Source organism: Paraburkholderia sp. EG287B (assembly GCF_040965595.1).
Taxonomy (GTDB): Bacteria; Pseudomonadota; Gammaproteobacteria; order Burkholderiales; family Burkholderiaceae; genus Paraburkholderia.
The window spans coordinates 274,675-290,293 of record NZ_JBFRCG010000012.1 but is presented as its reverse complement, the minus strand read 5'-3'; the positions used below and the strand labels follow the sequence as shown (position 1 = coordinate 290,293).

Genomic DNA, 15,619 nt, shown 5'->3' with positions numbered 1-15,619 from the left:
CTGATAGGCGCATTCGCTAATGCATGTGCGCTTTTCTGCGTGGCGCCCGCGGACTTTGGCACCAGGTACCTACCAGCGTCTCGGAGACGCTTCCGATTCCCGTGGGTCCCGCCTGTTTTCCGCTTCCACCGTCGCACGGATGAGATTAAACCCAATACTGATGCTCTTGTCAACCATGACATTTGCATCTAAAATCTGACAATATATGGTTCCAGGAGTTGACATGCCCAACGTCCCGATTTCCCGCACGAGTCGTCGGCAACTGGCGAAGGCGCCCGTTGCCGGTCGCGAGTCCACCGCGACGCGATCGCCGCGCGTGGCCCGACGTAAGCTTGAAACGCGGCTTCGTTTGCTCGATGCCGCGTTTGCGCTGGCGACGGAAAAGGGAATGGAAAGCGTCACGATCACCGAGATTACGAACGCCGCCGACGTGGGATTTGGGTCCTTCTATAACCACTTCGATTCAAAGGAAGGGATCTTCGCCGCGCTCGTCGAATGGTCATTCGAGGAATTCGCGACTACGCTTGATCGTCTCGCAACCGGGTTGTCCGACCCGGCCGAAGCGATCGCTGTGTCGGTACGTCACACGCTTTTGCGGGCCTACCGGGAGCCGGTTTGGGGGCAATTACTGATACGCGAAGGGCTATCCACGCGGGTACTGAGCAGGGGGCTGGGTCAGCGGCTACTGCGGGACACGAAGAGAGGGATTTCGGAACGACGCTTCATGGTCGCGGACGAACTGATGTGCGTGTTTTCCGTGATCGGTACTGTCGTCGCTGCAATAGCTGCTGAGCTTCACCTCTCTGGATCTTCAAAGCGGGCGGTTCGCGCACGAAAGACCCTTCGATCCAGGCACGAAAAGTTCGCCGACAGTACGGCGGCCATTGTGTTGCAGGCGTTCGGCCTCAAACGCACCGAAGCCGAAAGGATTGCTCATCGCCCCTTCCCTGCGCCCCCTCAAGCGGCAAGCGTTTCAAGCGAATCGGCGGCATGACGCCAGGCACGCAAATATCGCCTCTAACGCTTCAACAATGCTTTAGGAAAGCTAATGCCTCACATTCGAATATTGCATCTTTTGCGGCCACGTGATCCGATCGAGTTCAGTGCACCCGCGCGCCATTCAGTGCAAGCAGGCGCTCCAGTTCCAGCAGCGCCTCGCCAAGCAGGTCAATGGCGCCGTTCGACGTGGACGCCGTAGCAGCACTTCGAAGCGCGTCCTGTACGATCTGGTGAGCGCTTTCTGGTTTTGCTTCACCAATTGCAGCGATGTATTGCTTTTCCATGAGTACTCCTTCTCATGACAATGTGAATCCGACACCTGATGGACGAGGTGATGACGGGAAGTATATGCGCCGCAGACGTTGAATCGACGCTCGCAATTGTTTGTTTCCATCTCGCCAACGCGCGAGCAAAGCCCGCCCCGCCCGCCGGATAAATTCGGCGTAGCGCACAATGCGGCGAGGCGCATGGTGATGTGTCAAACGTGCTACAAACCAGACGCAGGGTATGCCCGGGCGTCCCCCACCCTGTTTCTCATATCGTATCGACGAAGGGCCACGAACTGGCCGGATCATAACGGGCAAAGCTCGCAGTTGTGTTTTCCGTAGACCGCCCTGACGCGACCTCGAGCCGCGACCGGACGCGGCAACGGCCGCACATTCTCACGCACTTTCATCATTTATGATACACTCGTCATTTACGACGTCGGACTGCTAACGTCTGTTCCATTACGGCGTGGGCACATTGATGGATGGCGCCTGCTGCCCCATCTGGCATGCAAAGACGTTCTGCGCGTCTCTTCCCATGCCCAAGCTATGCGACAAGTACTTCTGGTCACTTTCCGCCTCATCGTCCTTGCATTGTCTGGCCTGGTTCCGGCCTTTGCATGCGCGGCTGGCACCCCGCCTCTCGCGCCCGACAGTGGCTATTTTGTGCCCATCGCTGGCGTCGGTTCCGACGCGGCGGAAGCACTCAATGCGCTTCAGGCCAAGGAAGACGCGATCAGGCAACGCGCATCGACGGCAACCGGTGATGCCGAACTGATCGAACTGGACTCGCTGAGCCGGCGTATCGTCGACGACGTCGACAGACTGGTCGCAACCTCGTTGGAGCCCGAGCTCGAAAGGACGCATGCGCAGCTCGATGTGCTCGGAGCTGCGCCCGTTGCCGGCGCAAGTTCAGAAACACCCGCCGTCACCCAGCATCGCAACGCACTCACGACGCAGAAAGCGCGGCTTGATGCGCAAGTCAGGCAGGCGGAAGGCATCAAAGGTAATCTGGTCAACGTCGACGCACAGATTGCACGATTGCTTCACGAACATCTGAAAGACCAACTGGCGCTTCGCACCGGCAGCATTCTGAGCGCTGCGTTCTGGGCGCCCGTCGTCCACCCGGATGCGGCTGACTATCAAAGTCTGCGAGCGTTTGGCGAGCAGGTCGAAAAGCAGATGCAATCGATGTGGCAGCCGGGACGCCACATCACGATCACGTTGCTTTTACTGATCGCGTTGGCGTGCGCAACAGTTGGTGTTCGCGTTCTTGAGCGAACGGCAGGATCGGTTTGCCTTCGGCGTCTGCCAGAAGGACGGCTGCGGCGCAGCGCTTTCGCGATATCGACCGTGTTTGCGACGCTGGCAGCCACGATGGTGGCGGTACACCTCGCTGGCCTGGCCATAACCAGTCAACAAAGTTTGTCGCCCGCGCTTCAGACTTTCACTGACGAACTTGTCAAACACATCGTCAATTGTGCGTTGGTCGTCGCGCTTGGCAGGGCGTTTCTGTGCACCAGGCATCCAACCTGGCGCCTACCTGCCATCGCCGATCCCGTTGCGCACGCGCTCAGATCTTTTCCACGGACTTTGGCCGCGCTCCTGCTGTTTTCAGGAGCGATAGAGCAAGTCAACAGGGCCGTCGATACCAGCCTTCAACTCACGATTTTCACTCGCGGTCTAGTCGCGTTGATCGTCGCGTTGACCATCGGTACTTCATTGCTGCACGCGAACCGGGTACGCACCGCACTCGCTGCGGTCGGAAATTCGCCTGACGGACGGTCGACAATTGCGGGCTTGATTCATGCTGCCGTCTGCGTTGTCGTCGTGGGGGCCCTGGCCGCATTGCTCTGCGGGTACGTTTCCGTTGCGCGTTTCCTGACCTATGAACTCGTGTGGTTCGACATCGTCCTGTGCAGTCTCTATTTTCTTGTGATGCTTACGCGTGATCTATGCGAAAGCGTCTTTTCGCCGGCGCATTCAAGCGGCAATACGATCAAGCATCTGTTTGGTCTCGAAAATGCCCATCTCGCCCAGATTGCGACGGTCCTTTCCGGAGTCTGCCGAAGCGCGCTCATCGTCGCTGCGGTCGTTGCGCTGCTCACAGGTGGTCTGGGAACTACGCCCGCCGATCTCATCGACAGCATTTTCGAGGTGCTAGGCGGGGACTGGCTGCGTGCGCTCAATATCGTCCCCGCTCATATCCTCAGCGCCATACTCACATCCGGCGTTGGTCTGTACGTTGTGCGGTCCGTGCGCAAATGGTTCGACAGGGAGTTGTTGCCGAAGACAGAAATGAGTCCTGGCATGCGCACGTCCCTGCTGACGTTGTTTGCGAACATTGGTTACGTACTCGTCGTACTGCAGACCTTGTCCGTGCTAGGTGTCAGATGGCACAACCTTGCATGGATAGTGAGTGCATTGTCGGTGGGAATCGGTTTCGGCCTGCAGGAGATCGTGAAAAACTTTATCTCCGGACTCATCTTGCTCGCGGAGCGGCCGGTGAAGGTGGGCGATATGATCAGTATCGCCGGCATCGAGGGCGACATACGACGCATTAGTGTACGCGCCACCCAGATCCAGCTTGCAGACAAGTCAACCGTGATTGTGCCGAACTCACAGCTCATATCGCAGAATGTGCGCAACGTCACGATGGGAAACACCACACAAGGCGTCACCTCCCTGGTGCTCACATTCGCGTTGGATGTCGACCCGGAGCGGGTCCGCGAGATTCTTCTCGACGCCTACAGGGATCAGCCTTCGGTTCTGGAGCATCCGTTGCCGTCCGTGATGTTCAGTCAGTTGACGCCCGATGGCATTACACTCACGGTCACGGGGCACGTCAGGAGTCCCAGGATCGTTGCCGACACCAGAAGTGAACTTCTGTTCGCCATCCTGAAGCGGCTGCGTGCCGCGGACATCCCGTTGTCGAATCCACGAACGGTTTTGGTCCACGGACCGCTCGTTTGCGCCCCCGATGGGCACGGGGCCGCTTCGAACGGACCACCGCGTAGCAGTTTTTCGTTAGCCGGCACCACCAGCGTATCGGCGAACGCCCGGAATACAGCAGGCAGCGTTGAGGTATAGCTACGCAGCCACCCTTGGCTTCAATCTGTCAAGAAACGAAACCCGAGCCCGGGGAAACGATTCAGGCGCGTTCGAGCAGATGGAGTAGCGCCCTGCCCGAGTCGGTCAGCGCAAAGCGGGCATCCACGACATCCACCAGCCCCGCGTTCTGAAGCGCGAAATAATCTGGCGTGCAGACCGTTGCCTCGACAGGCGCAGAGGCGAGCAGCAGCAGTACGGCGATTTCGTGCAGACTTAATGCGCGCCGCAGACGCGGCGCGGCGCTGGCGCGTGGCTTTGGAGTTTTCCCTTCGCGTTCCATGTCCAATCCGGATACTCAGTATGACCTGCCGACGGTTTCGAACGGTTTCGTCGGTCAGTGCCCGTGAATGATGGGTGCGCGTCGTTTCGCAAACGTTGCAAAGGCCGAGGGCTAGGTTACGTCTGTAACCTGCGCCCTGCCCTTGCGCCATCTAACCCGTCGCTCAGACGCCGTGAAGGGGTGCGCGTGCGCGATTCGCCTCCGCGCCACGGTGAACGCGACGACTATCCTGGCTTTGCTACACGAGCAGTTACGGATGTAATGCACGAGCGCCGGATCGCAACCGGCCAGCAATACGCGAGACCCAAACTCCAGTCAACACCCACTTGACTGGAGCAAGCACGTGGAAGCCTCTGCACTCCTGCTATCGCGGATACAGTTCGCCGCGACGGTTTCTTTTCACATCATCTTTCCGTCCTTCACCATTGGCCTCGCCGCCTGGCTGTCCGTGCTCGAGGCCATGCGCCTCGCGACCGGCAACCCTGTCTACCGGCGCGTGTTCGACTTCTGGTTAAAAATCTTCGGCGTCGCGTTCGGCATGGGCGTCGTGTCCGGCATCGTCATGGCGTTCCAGTTCGGCACCAACTGGAGCGAGTTGTCGCGCGCAAGCGGCCCGATTCAGGGCCCTCTCCTGACCTATGAATCCTTGACGGCGTTCGCACTCGAGGCCACTTTTTTTGGTGTGATGCTGTTCGGACGTAACCGCGTCAAGCCGTGGTTCTATCTGATGTCATGCATGCTCGTGGCACTGGGAACCACGCTCTCGGCGTTCTGGATCCTCGTCAACAACTCGTGGATGCAGCATCCGGTGGGCTATATCGTGCAGAACGGTGTCTATGTGCCCACCGACTGGGCCGCCATCGTCTTCAACAGCGTCGTCTGGGTTCGCTTTCCCCATATGCTGCTCGCGGCCTATCTGACCACGGCGTTCTGCGTCGCGGCCGTCGGCGCGTGGTACCTGCTCAAGGACACGAGCCGCGTGGAGGCCACTGTCATGTTCCGCATGGCACTTGGCCTTGCCGCCGTGCTCGTGCCGCTGCAGATCCTCTTCGGTCACCTCACAGGCGACTATATCCATGATTACCAGCCCGTGAAGTTCGCGGCCGTCGAAGGCCGCTGGGTCGACGAACAGCCGGCTGCCGAAGTGATCTTCGCGGTACCCGACGTCAATGCCGAACGCAACCGCTACGAATGGAAGATCCCGGTGCTGGGCAGTCTCATTGCCTCCAGCACACTCGATTCGCGCGAAGTCGGCCTCAAGGACTTCCCCCTCGCCAATCGGCCACCGATCCTCGTTCCCTTCTTCGCATTCCGGATCATGGCGGGCTGCGGGATGCTGATGCTGGCCCTTGCCTGGATCGGCACCTATGTGGCACGGCGCGGCAAGCTGGAGGAACGCAAATGGCTCCTGTGGCCAGTCGCCCTCAGCTTCCCGCTTGGCTTCGCCGCAGTCCTCACCGGCTGGTTCACCGCTGAAGTCGGTCGTCAACCCTGGACCGTCTGGGGTGTGCTGCGCACCGCAGACGCGATGACGCCCGGACTCTCGGCTCACTTCGCCCTCGCGTCGCTGATCATGTACGTGGCCGTCTACGGCTTCATCTTCTGCTTCGGCGTCTACTACATCCTGCGCATCATTCGCGGCGGTGTTTTCAGCGGCAAGGTGCTCACCGTCTGGAACGGGCACGTCATTCCGCAGACCTACGAGCCGCGCTTGCAGACGAGCGCCGTGCACGCCTCGTCGCGCATCTCGTCGTCCAACCACTAATCGGGAGAAAATCATGCTTGACTGGATCTGGCTGGTCGAACTCGCCTTCGCACTCGCCGCCTATATCGTGCTCGACGGCTTCGACCTCGGCGTCGGCATTCTCAGCGGCTTCGCCGCAAGCACCGCGCGGCGCGACCAGATGGTCGCCTCCATCTCGCCCGTCTGGGACGGCAACGGGACCTGGCTCGTGATCGCGGGCACCATAATGTTCGGGGCGTTCCCGGCGATCTATTCGATCGCGCTCCCGGCGCTCTACGCGCCGCTCTCGGCCATGCTGGCCGGCCTGATCATGCGCGGTGTCGCGATCGAATTCCGCCACAAGGCGCACGGCTCGCGCTGGGTGTGGAATCTGCTGCTGTTCGCAGGCTCGCTGCTCGCCGCGTTCGCGCAGGGCGTCGCGCTCGGCGCCTACGCCAAGGGCGTGCCAGTCGAGAACATGCACTACGCCGGTAACGGCTTCGAGTGGGCCACTGCATTTCCGCTGTGGTGCGGTCTCGGCGCAGTGCTCTGCTATGGCCTCCTCGGCGCCGGCTGGCTGGTCCTCAAGGGCGAGAACGATCTGCGCCAGTTTGGCTGCTCGGCTCTCTCCCGTCTGACGCCGGTAACGGTCCTTGTTCTCGCGGCGATGTTCGCCGCCACGCTCTTCGACCATCACGTGATCGAAGCGCGCTGGCAGCTTCACCCGGCGCTTTTCGTTCTGCCGTTGCTGACCCTTGCGACGCTGATCGGCCTGCCGCTCGCCGCGCGCCGCGGTGAGGGACGCACGCCCTTCGTCCTTGCGGCGCTCAGTTGCGCGCTGCTCCTCGTGACGCTCGCAGCGTCCTACCTGCCGTATGTCGTCCCGTTCGATCTCACGATCGAGCAGGCAGCCGCACCGGCTTCCAGCCAGACGTTCATGTTCTGGGGAGGCGGACTCTTCGTTCTCCCGATCATCGTCGCCTATACGTACGTGGCGTACGCCGTTTTCCGCGGCCGCGTATCCAGCGACCATGTCTATCACTGAATCGACTATCTTGTTTGAGGAACTGCTGCCATGAAGGTCGCCCTGTTCATTCCGTGCTTCATCGACTCGTTTTTCCCCGATGTCGGCATCGCCACGCTCGAGCTGCTCGAGCGCCTCGGCTGCGACGTCGACTATCCACTCGACCAGACCTGCTGCGGTCAGCCCATGGGCAATAGCGGCTGCGAAAAACAGGCCGCCGCCACCCAAAACCTCTTCGTGCGGAACTTCACCGGCTACGACTACATCGTCTCGCCGAGCGGCAGCTGCGTGCACCACGTCCGCGACCATCTCACGGCAGCGGACCAGACCAGCGACGCGCAGAAGGTGCGCCGCAACAGCTACGAACTCGTCGAGTTCATCCACGACGTCCTGCACGTGCGCGAATTCCCATGGGCCGAGTTTCCGCACAAGGTGGGGCTGCACAACAGCTGCGGCACGCTGCGCAGCCTGAAGACGGCGAGCATGTCGGAAATCGCGGGGCCTGTCTTCTCCAAGCCGATGACGCTCCTCAAGGGCGTAAAAGGCATCGAGTTCATCAAGCCGGACCGGCCTGACGAATGCTGCGGTTTCGGCGGCACGTTCTGCGTCTCGGAGGCGCCCGTGTCGGCCCGCATGGGCGGAGACAAGGTGCGCGATCACAAGCGCAACGGCGCCGAGTACATCGTTTCGGCCGACTCCTCGTGCCTGATGCACCAGAAGGGTTGCGCGGACCGCCTCGGACTTGGCCTGAAGTTCATCCATATCGCCCAGATCCTGAATGGAGCACGAGCATGAAACGCGTCGATCATGTGGGTTTTTCGAAGAAGTTCATCGCGGACGAAAAGCACATCGAATTCCACGACAAGCGCCTGTGGGGCTTGCGCAGTGCCCGCGACATCGAAGTCCACGGTATTCCCGAGTGGGAGGAAATGCGTTCGCTCGCCTCGGCGATCAAGGAGCACACGCTCACGCATCTGCCCGACTACCTCGAGCAGTTCGAGCGCAACGCCACCGCCAATGGCGTGACGGTTCACTGGGCGAAGGATGCCGAGGAGCACAATCGCATCGTGTACGAGATCCTGAGCGGCCGCAACGCCCGGGTTCTCGTGAAGAGCAAATCGATGCTGACCGAAGAGTGCGAGATGCGCCCGTATCTCGAGGAGCGCGGCATCACCGTCGTGGAAACCGACCTCGGAGAGCAGATCCAGCAGCTCGACGACGAAATGCCTTCGCACATCGTCGTACCGGCCGTCCACAAGCTCGCGACGGACGTCGCAAAGATCTTCGCCGACAAGCTCGGCACGGACCCGAACGAAACCGACATTCCGAAGCTCGCCGAAGCCCAGCGCAACGCCACACGCCCGCTCTTCCTGAACGCGGACGCCGGCATGACCGGCTGCAATTTCGCCGTGGCCGAAACCGGCGGCATCACGGTCTGCACGAACGAGGGCAACGCCGACCTGAGCGCGAACGTGCCGTCGCTGCATATCGCCTCCATCGGTATCGAGAAGCTCATTCCGAAGCTGGAGCACCTGGGCCTCTTTATCCGGATGCTGTCGCGCAACGCGCTCGGCTCGCCGATCACCCAGTACACCTCGCATTTCCGTGGGCCGCGCGAGGGCGGCGAGATGCACTTCGTGCTGGTCGACAACGGCCGTTCCGAACGCCTTGCGATGGACGACTTCTGGTACTCGCTCAAGTGCATCCGCTGCGGCGCGTGCATGAACACCTGCCCGGTGTATCGGCGCAGCAGCGGCTTGAGCTACGGCGGCGTGTACTCCGGTCCGATCGGCGCCATCATCAACCCGACTTACGACCTCAAGAAGTACAGCTCGCTGCCATTCGCCTCCACCATGAACGGCAGCTGCACCAACGTCTGTCCTGTGAAGATCAACATTCACGAACAGATCTACAAGTGGCGGCAGATCATCGCCGAAAAGCACGAGCTCCCATTCGTCAAGCAGGAAGCGATGAAGGTCGCGGGCCAGGTGCTGTCGCATCCGAAGCTTTACCGCGCCGCCGTCAAAACCGCCAACAAGGCCGTTTCCACGCTGCCGCGCGTCGTTCTTTACAACCCGCTCAACGAATGGGGCAAGCAACGCGAGGTGCCCGAAGCGCCGACCGAAACCTTCCGTGACTGGTACCTGAAGAGGAACAAGAAATGAGCAGCCGTGACCTGATTCTCTCCCGTCTTCGCGAAGTGGCGCCCGCGCCGCGTCCGCTGCCGGAAGTGCCGTTGTTCGACCAGCATCTGCCGCCCACGCTCGAGACGTTCAAGAAGTCGCTCGCGCGCCTTGGCGGCACGTGGTGCGACGCGCCTTCCGACGGCGATCTCGAAGCCCTGATCCGTTCGCGCTTCCCGCAGGCGCGCGTGGTCTGCTCGGCCGTGCCCGAAGTCGAGGGCACCCGCCGAATCGGGGACGTCGAGCGTCCACACGATCTCGAAGATGTGGACGTGGGCATCGTCCGTCCCGCCTTCGCGGTCGCGGAGACTGGCTCGATCTGGCTGAGCGAGCATGAGTATCGCGTCAATGCGCTCGGCTATCTCTCGCAGCATCTCGTGGCGCTCGTCGATCCGTCCGATATCGTCGACAACCTCCATCACGCCTATCACCGCCGGGAGTTCTTCGAGGCGCGCTACGCGTGCCTCATGAGTGGCCCGTCCGCGACGGCGGATATCGAGGGCGTGCTGATCCGCGGGGCGCAGGGCATCCGGTCGCTGACCGTGATCCCCGTGCCTCGCACGAACGCGGCACGATAACCGGACCCACAAAATGCAACTCTTCGCGAGCGGCCGCGACCAGCTGCTGCGTTTCTGGCACCACGGCCGCCACCGGCTACCCGTGGCGGACGCCTTGCGGGGCGGCGTGATCTGCGTCGCGCCCGCCGTGCTGGCCGCCATGCTGCACATGCCGCTGCTGTGCTGGTCTGCGATCGCCGCGTTCTGGACGTGCCTCGCAGACGAGCCTGGGCGGCCGGGCTTTGAACGCCATTGCAAGGGGCTCGTGTTCGGCGTGGCCGGAGCGCTCGCGTCGGCCTGCGCGATCGCGGCGCATGCGCTTCCCGTGCTGTCGATTGCCGTGGTCGGCGCGGTTGCCTACGTGGGCGCGTCCGTGCGTGCACGAGGTCCGGCGTCGGGCCTGCGCGGCCTGCTTACCGCAACGGCCTGCTCGGTATCCGCATGTTTCCCGGCGCATGGCCTCGACGCCGCGACGCACTACGCCGTCTTCTATCTGATCGGATGCGTATGGGCGACGCTCGCGGGCGGCGGCCTTTGGCAGACCAGCCGCACGAAGCGCGCGCAGCAGGCAACGCTCGCCTATCTGTATGCGATGTCGTCGCTTGCCAGCCGCCTCGGGCAGGCGGCCCACGGCAACCGGGCGCAGCTCGAGCACGGGCGCGCCGAACTGCGCACGAAGCTCGATGCGATGACGGTGGCCGTCGCGAACTGCAACGGCGACGCCCCTTCGGCGTGCGCCGGGTGGGTCCACGACGCGGAACAGGCGATGGCCCTGCTCGCGGGCCTGGAAACACTCCTCGCCGGTGGGCACGATGCCGCCCGGCGTGAAGCCGCCGCCCTGCTCGCGCCCGCCTACGGCCAGCTCGCCGCGCAGATCGACGCGAGCGCGACGCGCCTGCGCAACGGTTCGAGCGCATTCCGGGGCGCGGTCGAGCAGTGTCAGGCCCGGCTGCAACAAACCCTGCGAGCGTGCGAGCCTGCGTGGCTCGCGACCCACGGGTCTGCTGAGGGATTGACGTGGCTGCGTGCCAATCTCGATCTCGTCGAGCGCCTGTCCGTTCTGCTCGCTCGCGAAGCGCGCATGGATGCTGCTCCGGGCATCGTGGCAGCTCCACTCGCGGCGCCGCGCAAACGTCCGCGCCAGGGCCAGCTGACCGCGCTGATCGCGGAGTTCGCCGCCCAGAATGCCTACACGCGGTACGCTGCGCGCCTGTCCGTGGCGGCGATGATCGCGGTTAGCCTCGCACGCTTCTCGGGCATGCAGCAGGCTTACTGGCTGGCGCTGACCACGATGTTCATCCTTCAGCCGACGCTGTCGCAAACGGTGAAAGTGTCCGGCCTGCGCATTGGCGGGACATTGCTTGGCGCGGTGCTGGCTTCGGCGCTGTCGTTGTTCGTTCACGACCCGCTGCTGCTCGCCCTCATCGTCCTCCCGCTTGCCACCGGAACGTTGGCCGCGCGCACGGTGAGCTACGTCTCGTACATCCTGTTCCTGACCTCGCACTTCATCCTGGTCGCGCATCTCGGCACGCCCGTCGGCACACCGTGGGCGCTCGCCGTCGCGCGGATCGAGTTCAGCGCGGCAGGCGTGCTCGTCGGCTTCCTCGTCAGCCTCTTCGCCTGGCCCGACCGCGAACACCATCGGCTCGGCAGCAGCGCTGCGGGCGCAATCGAGGGCACAGCCGCGTATCTCGAGGCGGTGGCGGGCCGTCTCGCCCAGCCCGCGCCGCGAGAGCCCGAAGCACTGCGGAAGCTGCGCCGACGAGCCTGCCTCGAAATCGACAAGCTCGAAGCCACGATCGCCGCCACGCGCTTCGAGTCGTTGGTCGTGAACCAACAGGCTGCGTGCGCGAGCGTGCTGATGCAGCGGCTCAAAACGCTGGTCGGGGCGCTCTGCCCGCTCGAATACGTTAACGCGATGCTCAATGACGCAGACCTCGCGCGGCTCGCCGAACTCGCCCAGAACGCGCAGGCTTTGATTACCAGTGACGCGTCCTCCGCCGATATCCCTCCGTCAAGGGGCTTCGGCGCCACGCCGCAGGCATCGTCCTGCCACGCGCGCGAGATCGAACGCGAAGTCAGCGAAAGCGCGTGTGTTGCACACCTGCTGCGATCCCGCGTGCTGCGCTGAGGGTAGTTGTCCTTATCTTCCGGGCAACGCATGTGGTCCATCCGGACGCAGCCTATACCAAGACCATGTTCAATACCTTTTCCGAATCCACGTGGAAAGGCGCGAGGGGATGGCTGAAAGCCGTTTCCTGCTGTGCCTTTGCGCTGGGCCTACCGGCCGCCGCTTACGCCCAGGGTACGGTGGCCATCACCGGCCTGATCGACGGCGGCCTCGCATACGTGGACGATTTCGGCGGCAGCCAGGGCACGCGCGCGCTGCAGGCGAAATCGGGCGACATCAACGTCAGCCGCTGGATCCTTTCCGGTAACGAACCGCTGAATCCTGACTTGAGCGCTCTGTTCGTGCTGGCAAACGGCTTCTCCATCACAAACGGCGCAACTGGACAGCAGGGGCGCATGTTCGGCTTCCAGTCATATGTCGGGCTCGCCTCTCACGCTTCCGGCACCGTCACGTTCGGGCGGCAGTTCGACTCGATGCTTCAGTTCGTCCAGCCTTTCGCGCTGGGCGGCACGCCCTATGGTGGTGTCGCTTTCGCGCATCCGTTCGACAATGACGATCTCGCCAACTACACGCGGACCAACAACGCGGTGAAGTACACGAGCCCGATGATGAACGGGTTCCAGTTCGGCGCGACGTATGGCTTTTCCAACGAGGCGGGGGCGTTCTCGAACAACCGCGGCTACAGCGTCGCGGGCACCTATGCGCACGGAGCCTGCTCGGCGGGCGCGAGCTATGTGCAGTTCGACGGCGAAAGCAACCTCGCAACCGCCAACACACAAGGCGCGGAGCCCGCCGGCGCGCCGTTCAACGCGACGCGGCAGCGCACGGCGGGCCTTGGCGGCGCCTGCAAGTGGGACCGCCTGCACGTGTCGGCCATTGTCACCAGGACCCAACTCGACAACGCAACGTCGATCAACAATGTCGCCGACACGCCGATCGCGCTGCGCGGCGAGGATATCGTCTTTCGCAACGCGGAACTGAACGCGCGCTATGCCCTGACGAACCAATGGACGGTGGCCGCAGCCTATACCTTCACGAGCGGATCGTTCGACTCGCCTTCGGGCCATGCGAGCCCTACCTGGCATCAGTTCGGCCTGATCGGAATCGATGCCCTGTCCGCGCGTACCGAAACTTACGCCGAAGCGATCTACCAACGCGCGAACGGGCTTGCGGGCACCGGCATTCCCGGTGCACAGATTTCGAACTTTTCGCACGCCGCGGGTCCGGACCAACTCGTACTCGCGCTGGGCATCCGTCACAGGTTCTGAGCCCACCTCCCCTGAAGCCCGGTTTCAATTGCAACACGGCGGCGGCTGCGCGAAACAACGCAGTAATCGCGCACCCGCACACTTTCGTGCATTCCGCGGCGATCCGCACGGCACGCCGGCACCGCGCCGGGGCCAGACGAGCCGCCAACCTCCAGCCCACGGGAATGGTTTATGAACCTCTTGCAGAACATGCGGACATTCGTGCGCGTCGTCGACACGGGCAGTTTCACGGCGGCGGCGGATTCGCTTGACTCGAGCTCAGCGTCGACATCCAGGGGAGTCAGCGAACTGGAGCAACACCTCAAAGTCCGTCTGCTGACCCGCTCCACACGCCGCATCGCATTGACCGATGCCGGGCGCACCTACCTCGAGCACTGCCGGGAGATCGTACACGCGGTCGACGAAGCTGAACAAGAAGTCTCCGAGGCAGGGAGTCGTGCACGCGGCATGTTGCGCATCCATAGCTTCGCGAGCTTCGGGCAGCATTACATCGTTCCCGCCATTCACGCGTATCGCCGCCTGTACCCCGAAGTGAGAATCGATCTCCAGTTCTCGCAGACCTTGCCCGATCTGTTCGATGGCACCTGCGACACCTCGATCCTCGCGGTCTCCGGCCTGCCGGACTCGGAAATCGTGATGCATCGGCTGGGTTCGACCTGCAGCATCCTTTGCGCGTCGCCAACCTATTTAAATGCGCGCGGCACGCCCCGGCATCCCAGCGACCTGATCGACCATGACTGCCTCGCCCTCAGCACGCTCACGTTCTCGTCGCGCGAGTGGATGCTCGAAAAGGCGGGCGGCGGCGACACCGAAAACATCGCGATCAACAGCGTGTTTCGCATCAATATCGCTGAGTCGCTGGCGGCGGCAATCCGCGCGCACATGGGCATCGGCCCCTTGCCCGTATACTCCGCGCTCGCCGGCTTGCGCGCGGGCACACTCGTGCGCGTGCTGCCCGAATACACGCTGCAAAGCAAGGACATCTGCGCGCTCTTTCCGTCGCGCCGCTACGTCGACGCAAGAACGCGGACATGGTTGGACTACATGCGCGAGTTTTTGCCCCCCGCGCTCGCACGCGATCACGCATCGCTCGCGAGCCTGAGCAACCATCGCGACTGGCAGCCGGCACGCCCGGCTTTCACGCCCGAACACGGCGCACGCGCGACGTTCTAAGCCGACCACGAGGAAGCGGCAGCGCTGACGGTTGGGTGAAGCGCGCGGGCGTGGGGAAAGCCTCGCCACGGCCCATGTGCGCCGCGCTCAGACCTCCACGGCGCCACCGTCGTCCCAGGTAGCGGCCTTGCTCAGCCTTTCCACCGCGACAGAGAAAACATATCCGGCGCCCCGTTCGGTCTTGATGTATTTGGGCCGCGACGCGTTTTCCTCGATCTTGCGCCGCAGGCGCAGAATCTGCACGTCGATCGACCGGTCGTAGACGTCGTCGTACAGCCGGCTCGCTTCGAGCAAATGTTCGCGCGTCAGCACCCGACCCGGCGAAGCCAGAAAAGCGTTCAGAAGACAAAATTCGCCGTTGGTGAGCGGCACGTTCTCGCCCGCGGGTGAAGTGAGCTTGCGAGTGCCGAGGTTGAGCTCCCAGCCCGAGAAACGATATGCCCGCGCGTCGAGCTGACGCCCGCTCGCAGCAACCGCGGCGGTGGAGCGGCGCAGCAGCGCGCGCACGCGCGCGAGCAGTTCACGCGAACTGAAGGGCTTGGTCAGGTAGTCGTCGGCGCCGAGTTCCAGCGCCATCACCCGGTCCGCTTCATCACGCCGGCCCGACACCACAATGATGGGCAATGTGGACTGTTCGCGAATCCTGCGTGCGATTTCGATGCCGTCCTCGCCTGGCAGGCGCAGATCCAGCACCACGAGATCGATCGCATGTTCCTTCAGCGCCTCGGCCATTTGCTTGCCATTGGCCGCGACGCTTACGCGCATTTCGTTTTCGCCCAGATAGGCGGCGATCAGATCGCGCACCGCCTCATCGTCGTCGACCACGAGGACGTGAGGAAGATTGATGTCGTTCATGGTGGACAAGCTCTGGTTAAACGGAAAAATTATAGCGGCATTTGGCCGC

General features: G+C 62.8%; 13 protein-coding genes. 10 read left to right on the top strand and 3 right to left on the bottom strand.

Translation table 11 applies throughout. The features are described from left to right. Positions 1-223 precede the first annotated feature (223 nt). On the top strand, positions 224-994 hold the full coding sequence (locus AB4Y40_RS23550) for a TetR/AcrR family transcriptional regulator (RefSeq protein ID WP_368689817.1): 771 nt from the start codon (positions 224-226) through the stop codon (positions 992-994). A 106-nt stretch (positions 995-1,100) separates the two neighbouring features. Here the strand turns inward: AB4Y40_RS23550 and AB4Y40_RS23545 are convergent, their stop codons facing one another. Beyond that, on the bottom strand, positions 1,101-1,283 hold the full coding sequence (locus AB4Y40_RS23545; protein ID WP_368689816.1) for a hypothetical protein: 183 nt from the start codon (positions 1,281-1,283) through the stop codon (positions 1,101-1,103). Between the two features lie 531 nt (positions 1,284-1,814). Here AB4Y40_RS23545 and AB4Y40_RS23540 point away from each other — a divergent pair. Continuing rightward, a complete protein-coding gene (locus tag AB4Y40_RS23540; protein ID WP_368689815.1) occupies positions 1,815-4,355 on the top strand; it encodes a DUF3772 domain-containing protein in 2,541 nt (846 codons plus the stop codon). A gap of 61 nt (positions 4,356-4,416) precedes the next feature. Here the strand turns inward: AB4Y40_RS23540 and AB4Y40_RS23535 are convergent, their stop codons facing one another. Further along, entirely contained in the window at positions 4,417-4,656 is a 240-nt protein-coding gene (locus tag AB4Y40_RS23535; RefSeq protein ID WP_368689814.1) for a hypothetical protein, read from the bottom strand. Between the two features lie 343 nt (positions 4,657-4,999). Between AB4Y40_RS23535 and AB4Y40_RS23530 the strand changes: the two genes are divergently transcribed. The 8 genes from AB4Y40_RS23530 (at position 5,000) to AB4Y40_RS23495 (ending at position 14,715) form a co-directional block, all read left to right on the top strand. Further along, a complete protein-coding gene (locus AB4Y40_RS23530; RefSeq protein WP_368689813.1) occupies positions 5,000-6,421 on the top strand; it encodes a cytochrome ubiquinol oxidase subunit I in 1,422 nt (473 codons plus the stop codon). Between the two features lie 13 nt (positions 6,422-6,434). Further along, positions 6,435-7,424, top strand: coding sequence for a cytochrome d ubiquinol oxidase subunit II (gene cydB, locus AB4Y40_RS23525; RefSeq protein ID WP_368689812.1), 990 nt, complete (start codon positions 6,435-6,437; stop codon positions 7,422-7,424). 30 nt (positions 7,425-7,454) lie between these two features. Then, positions 7,455-8,198, top strand: a complete 744-nt coding sequence (locus tag AB4Y40_RS23520; RefSeq protein WP_368689811.1) for a (Fe-S)-binding protein — start codon at positions 7,455-7,457, stop codon at positions 8,196-8,198. After that, positions 8,195-9,568, top strand: a complete 1,374-nt coding sequence (locus tag AB4Y40_RS23515) for a lactate utilization protein B (protein ID WP_254317433.1) — start codon at positions 8,195-8,197, stop codon at positions 9,566-9,568. The genes AB4Y40_RS23520 and AB4Y40_RS23515 overlap by 4 nt, the downstream gene beginning before the upstream one ends. After that, entirely contained in the window at positions 9,565-10,164 is a 600-nt protein-coding gene (locus tag AB4Y40_RS23510) for a lactate utilization protein C (RefSeq protein WP_368689810.1), read from the top strand. Before AB4Y40_RS23515 ends, AB4Y40_RS23510 begins: the two co-directional genes overlap by 4 nt. A gap of 13 nt (positions 10,165-10,177) precedes the next feature. Further along, complete coding sequence (locus AB4Y40_RS23505; protein ID WP_368689809.1) at positions 10,178-12,274, top strand: FUSC family protein; 2,097 nt, start codon at positions 10,178-10,180, stop codon at positions 12,272-12,274. 65 nt (positions 12,275-12,339) lie between these two features. Next, a complete protein-coding gene (locus AB4Y40_RS23500; RefSeq protein WP_368689808.1) occupies positions 12,340-13,542 on the top strand; it encodes a porin in 1,203 nt (400 codons plus the stop codon). A gap of 171 nt (positions 13,543-13,713) precedes the next feature. Beyond that, on the top strand, positions 13,714-14,715 hold the full coding sequence (locus AB4Y40_RS23495; protein WP_368689807.1) for a LysR substrate-binding domain-containing protein: 1,002 nt from the start codon (positions 13,714-13,716) through the stop codon (positions 14,713-14,715). An 87-nt stretch (positions 14,716-14,802) separates the two neighbouring features. Here AB4Y40_RS23495 and AB4Y40_RS23490 read toward each other — a convergent pair whose 3' ends face one another. Further along, on the bottom strand, positions 14,803-15,570 hold the full coding sequence (locus tag AB4Y40_RS23490; protein WP_368689806.1) for a response regulator: 768 nt from the start codon (positions 15,568-15,570) through the stop codon (positions 14,803-14,805). Between the last annotated feature and the right edge of the window lie 49 nt (positions 15,571-15,619).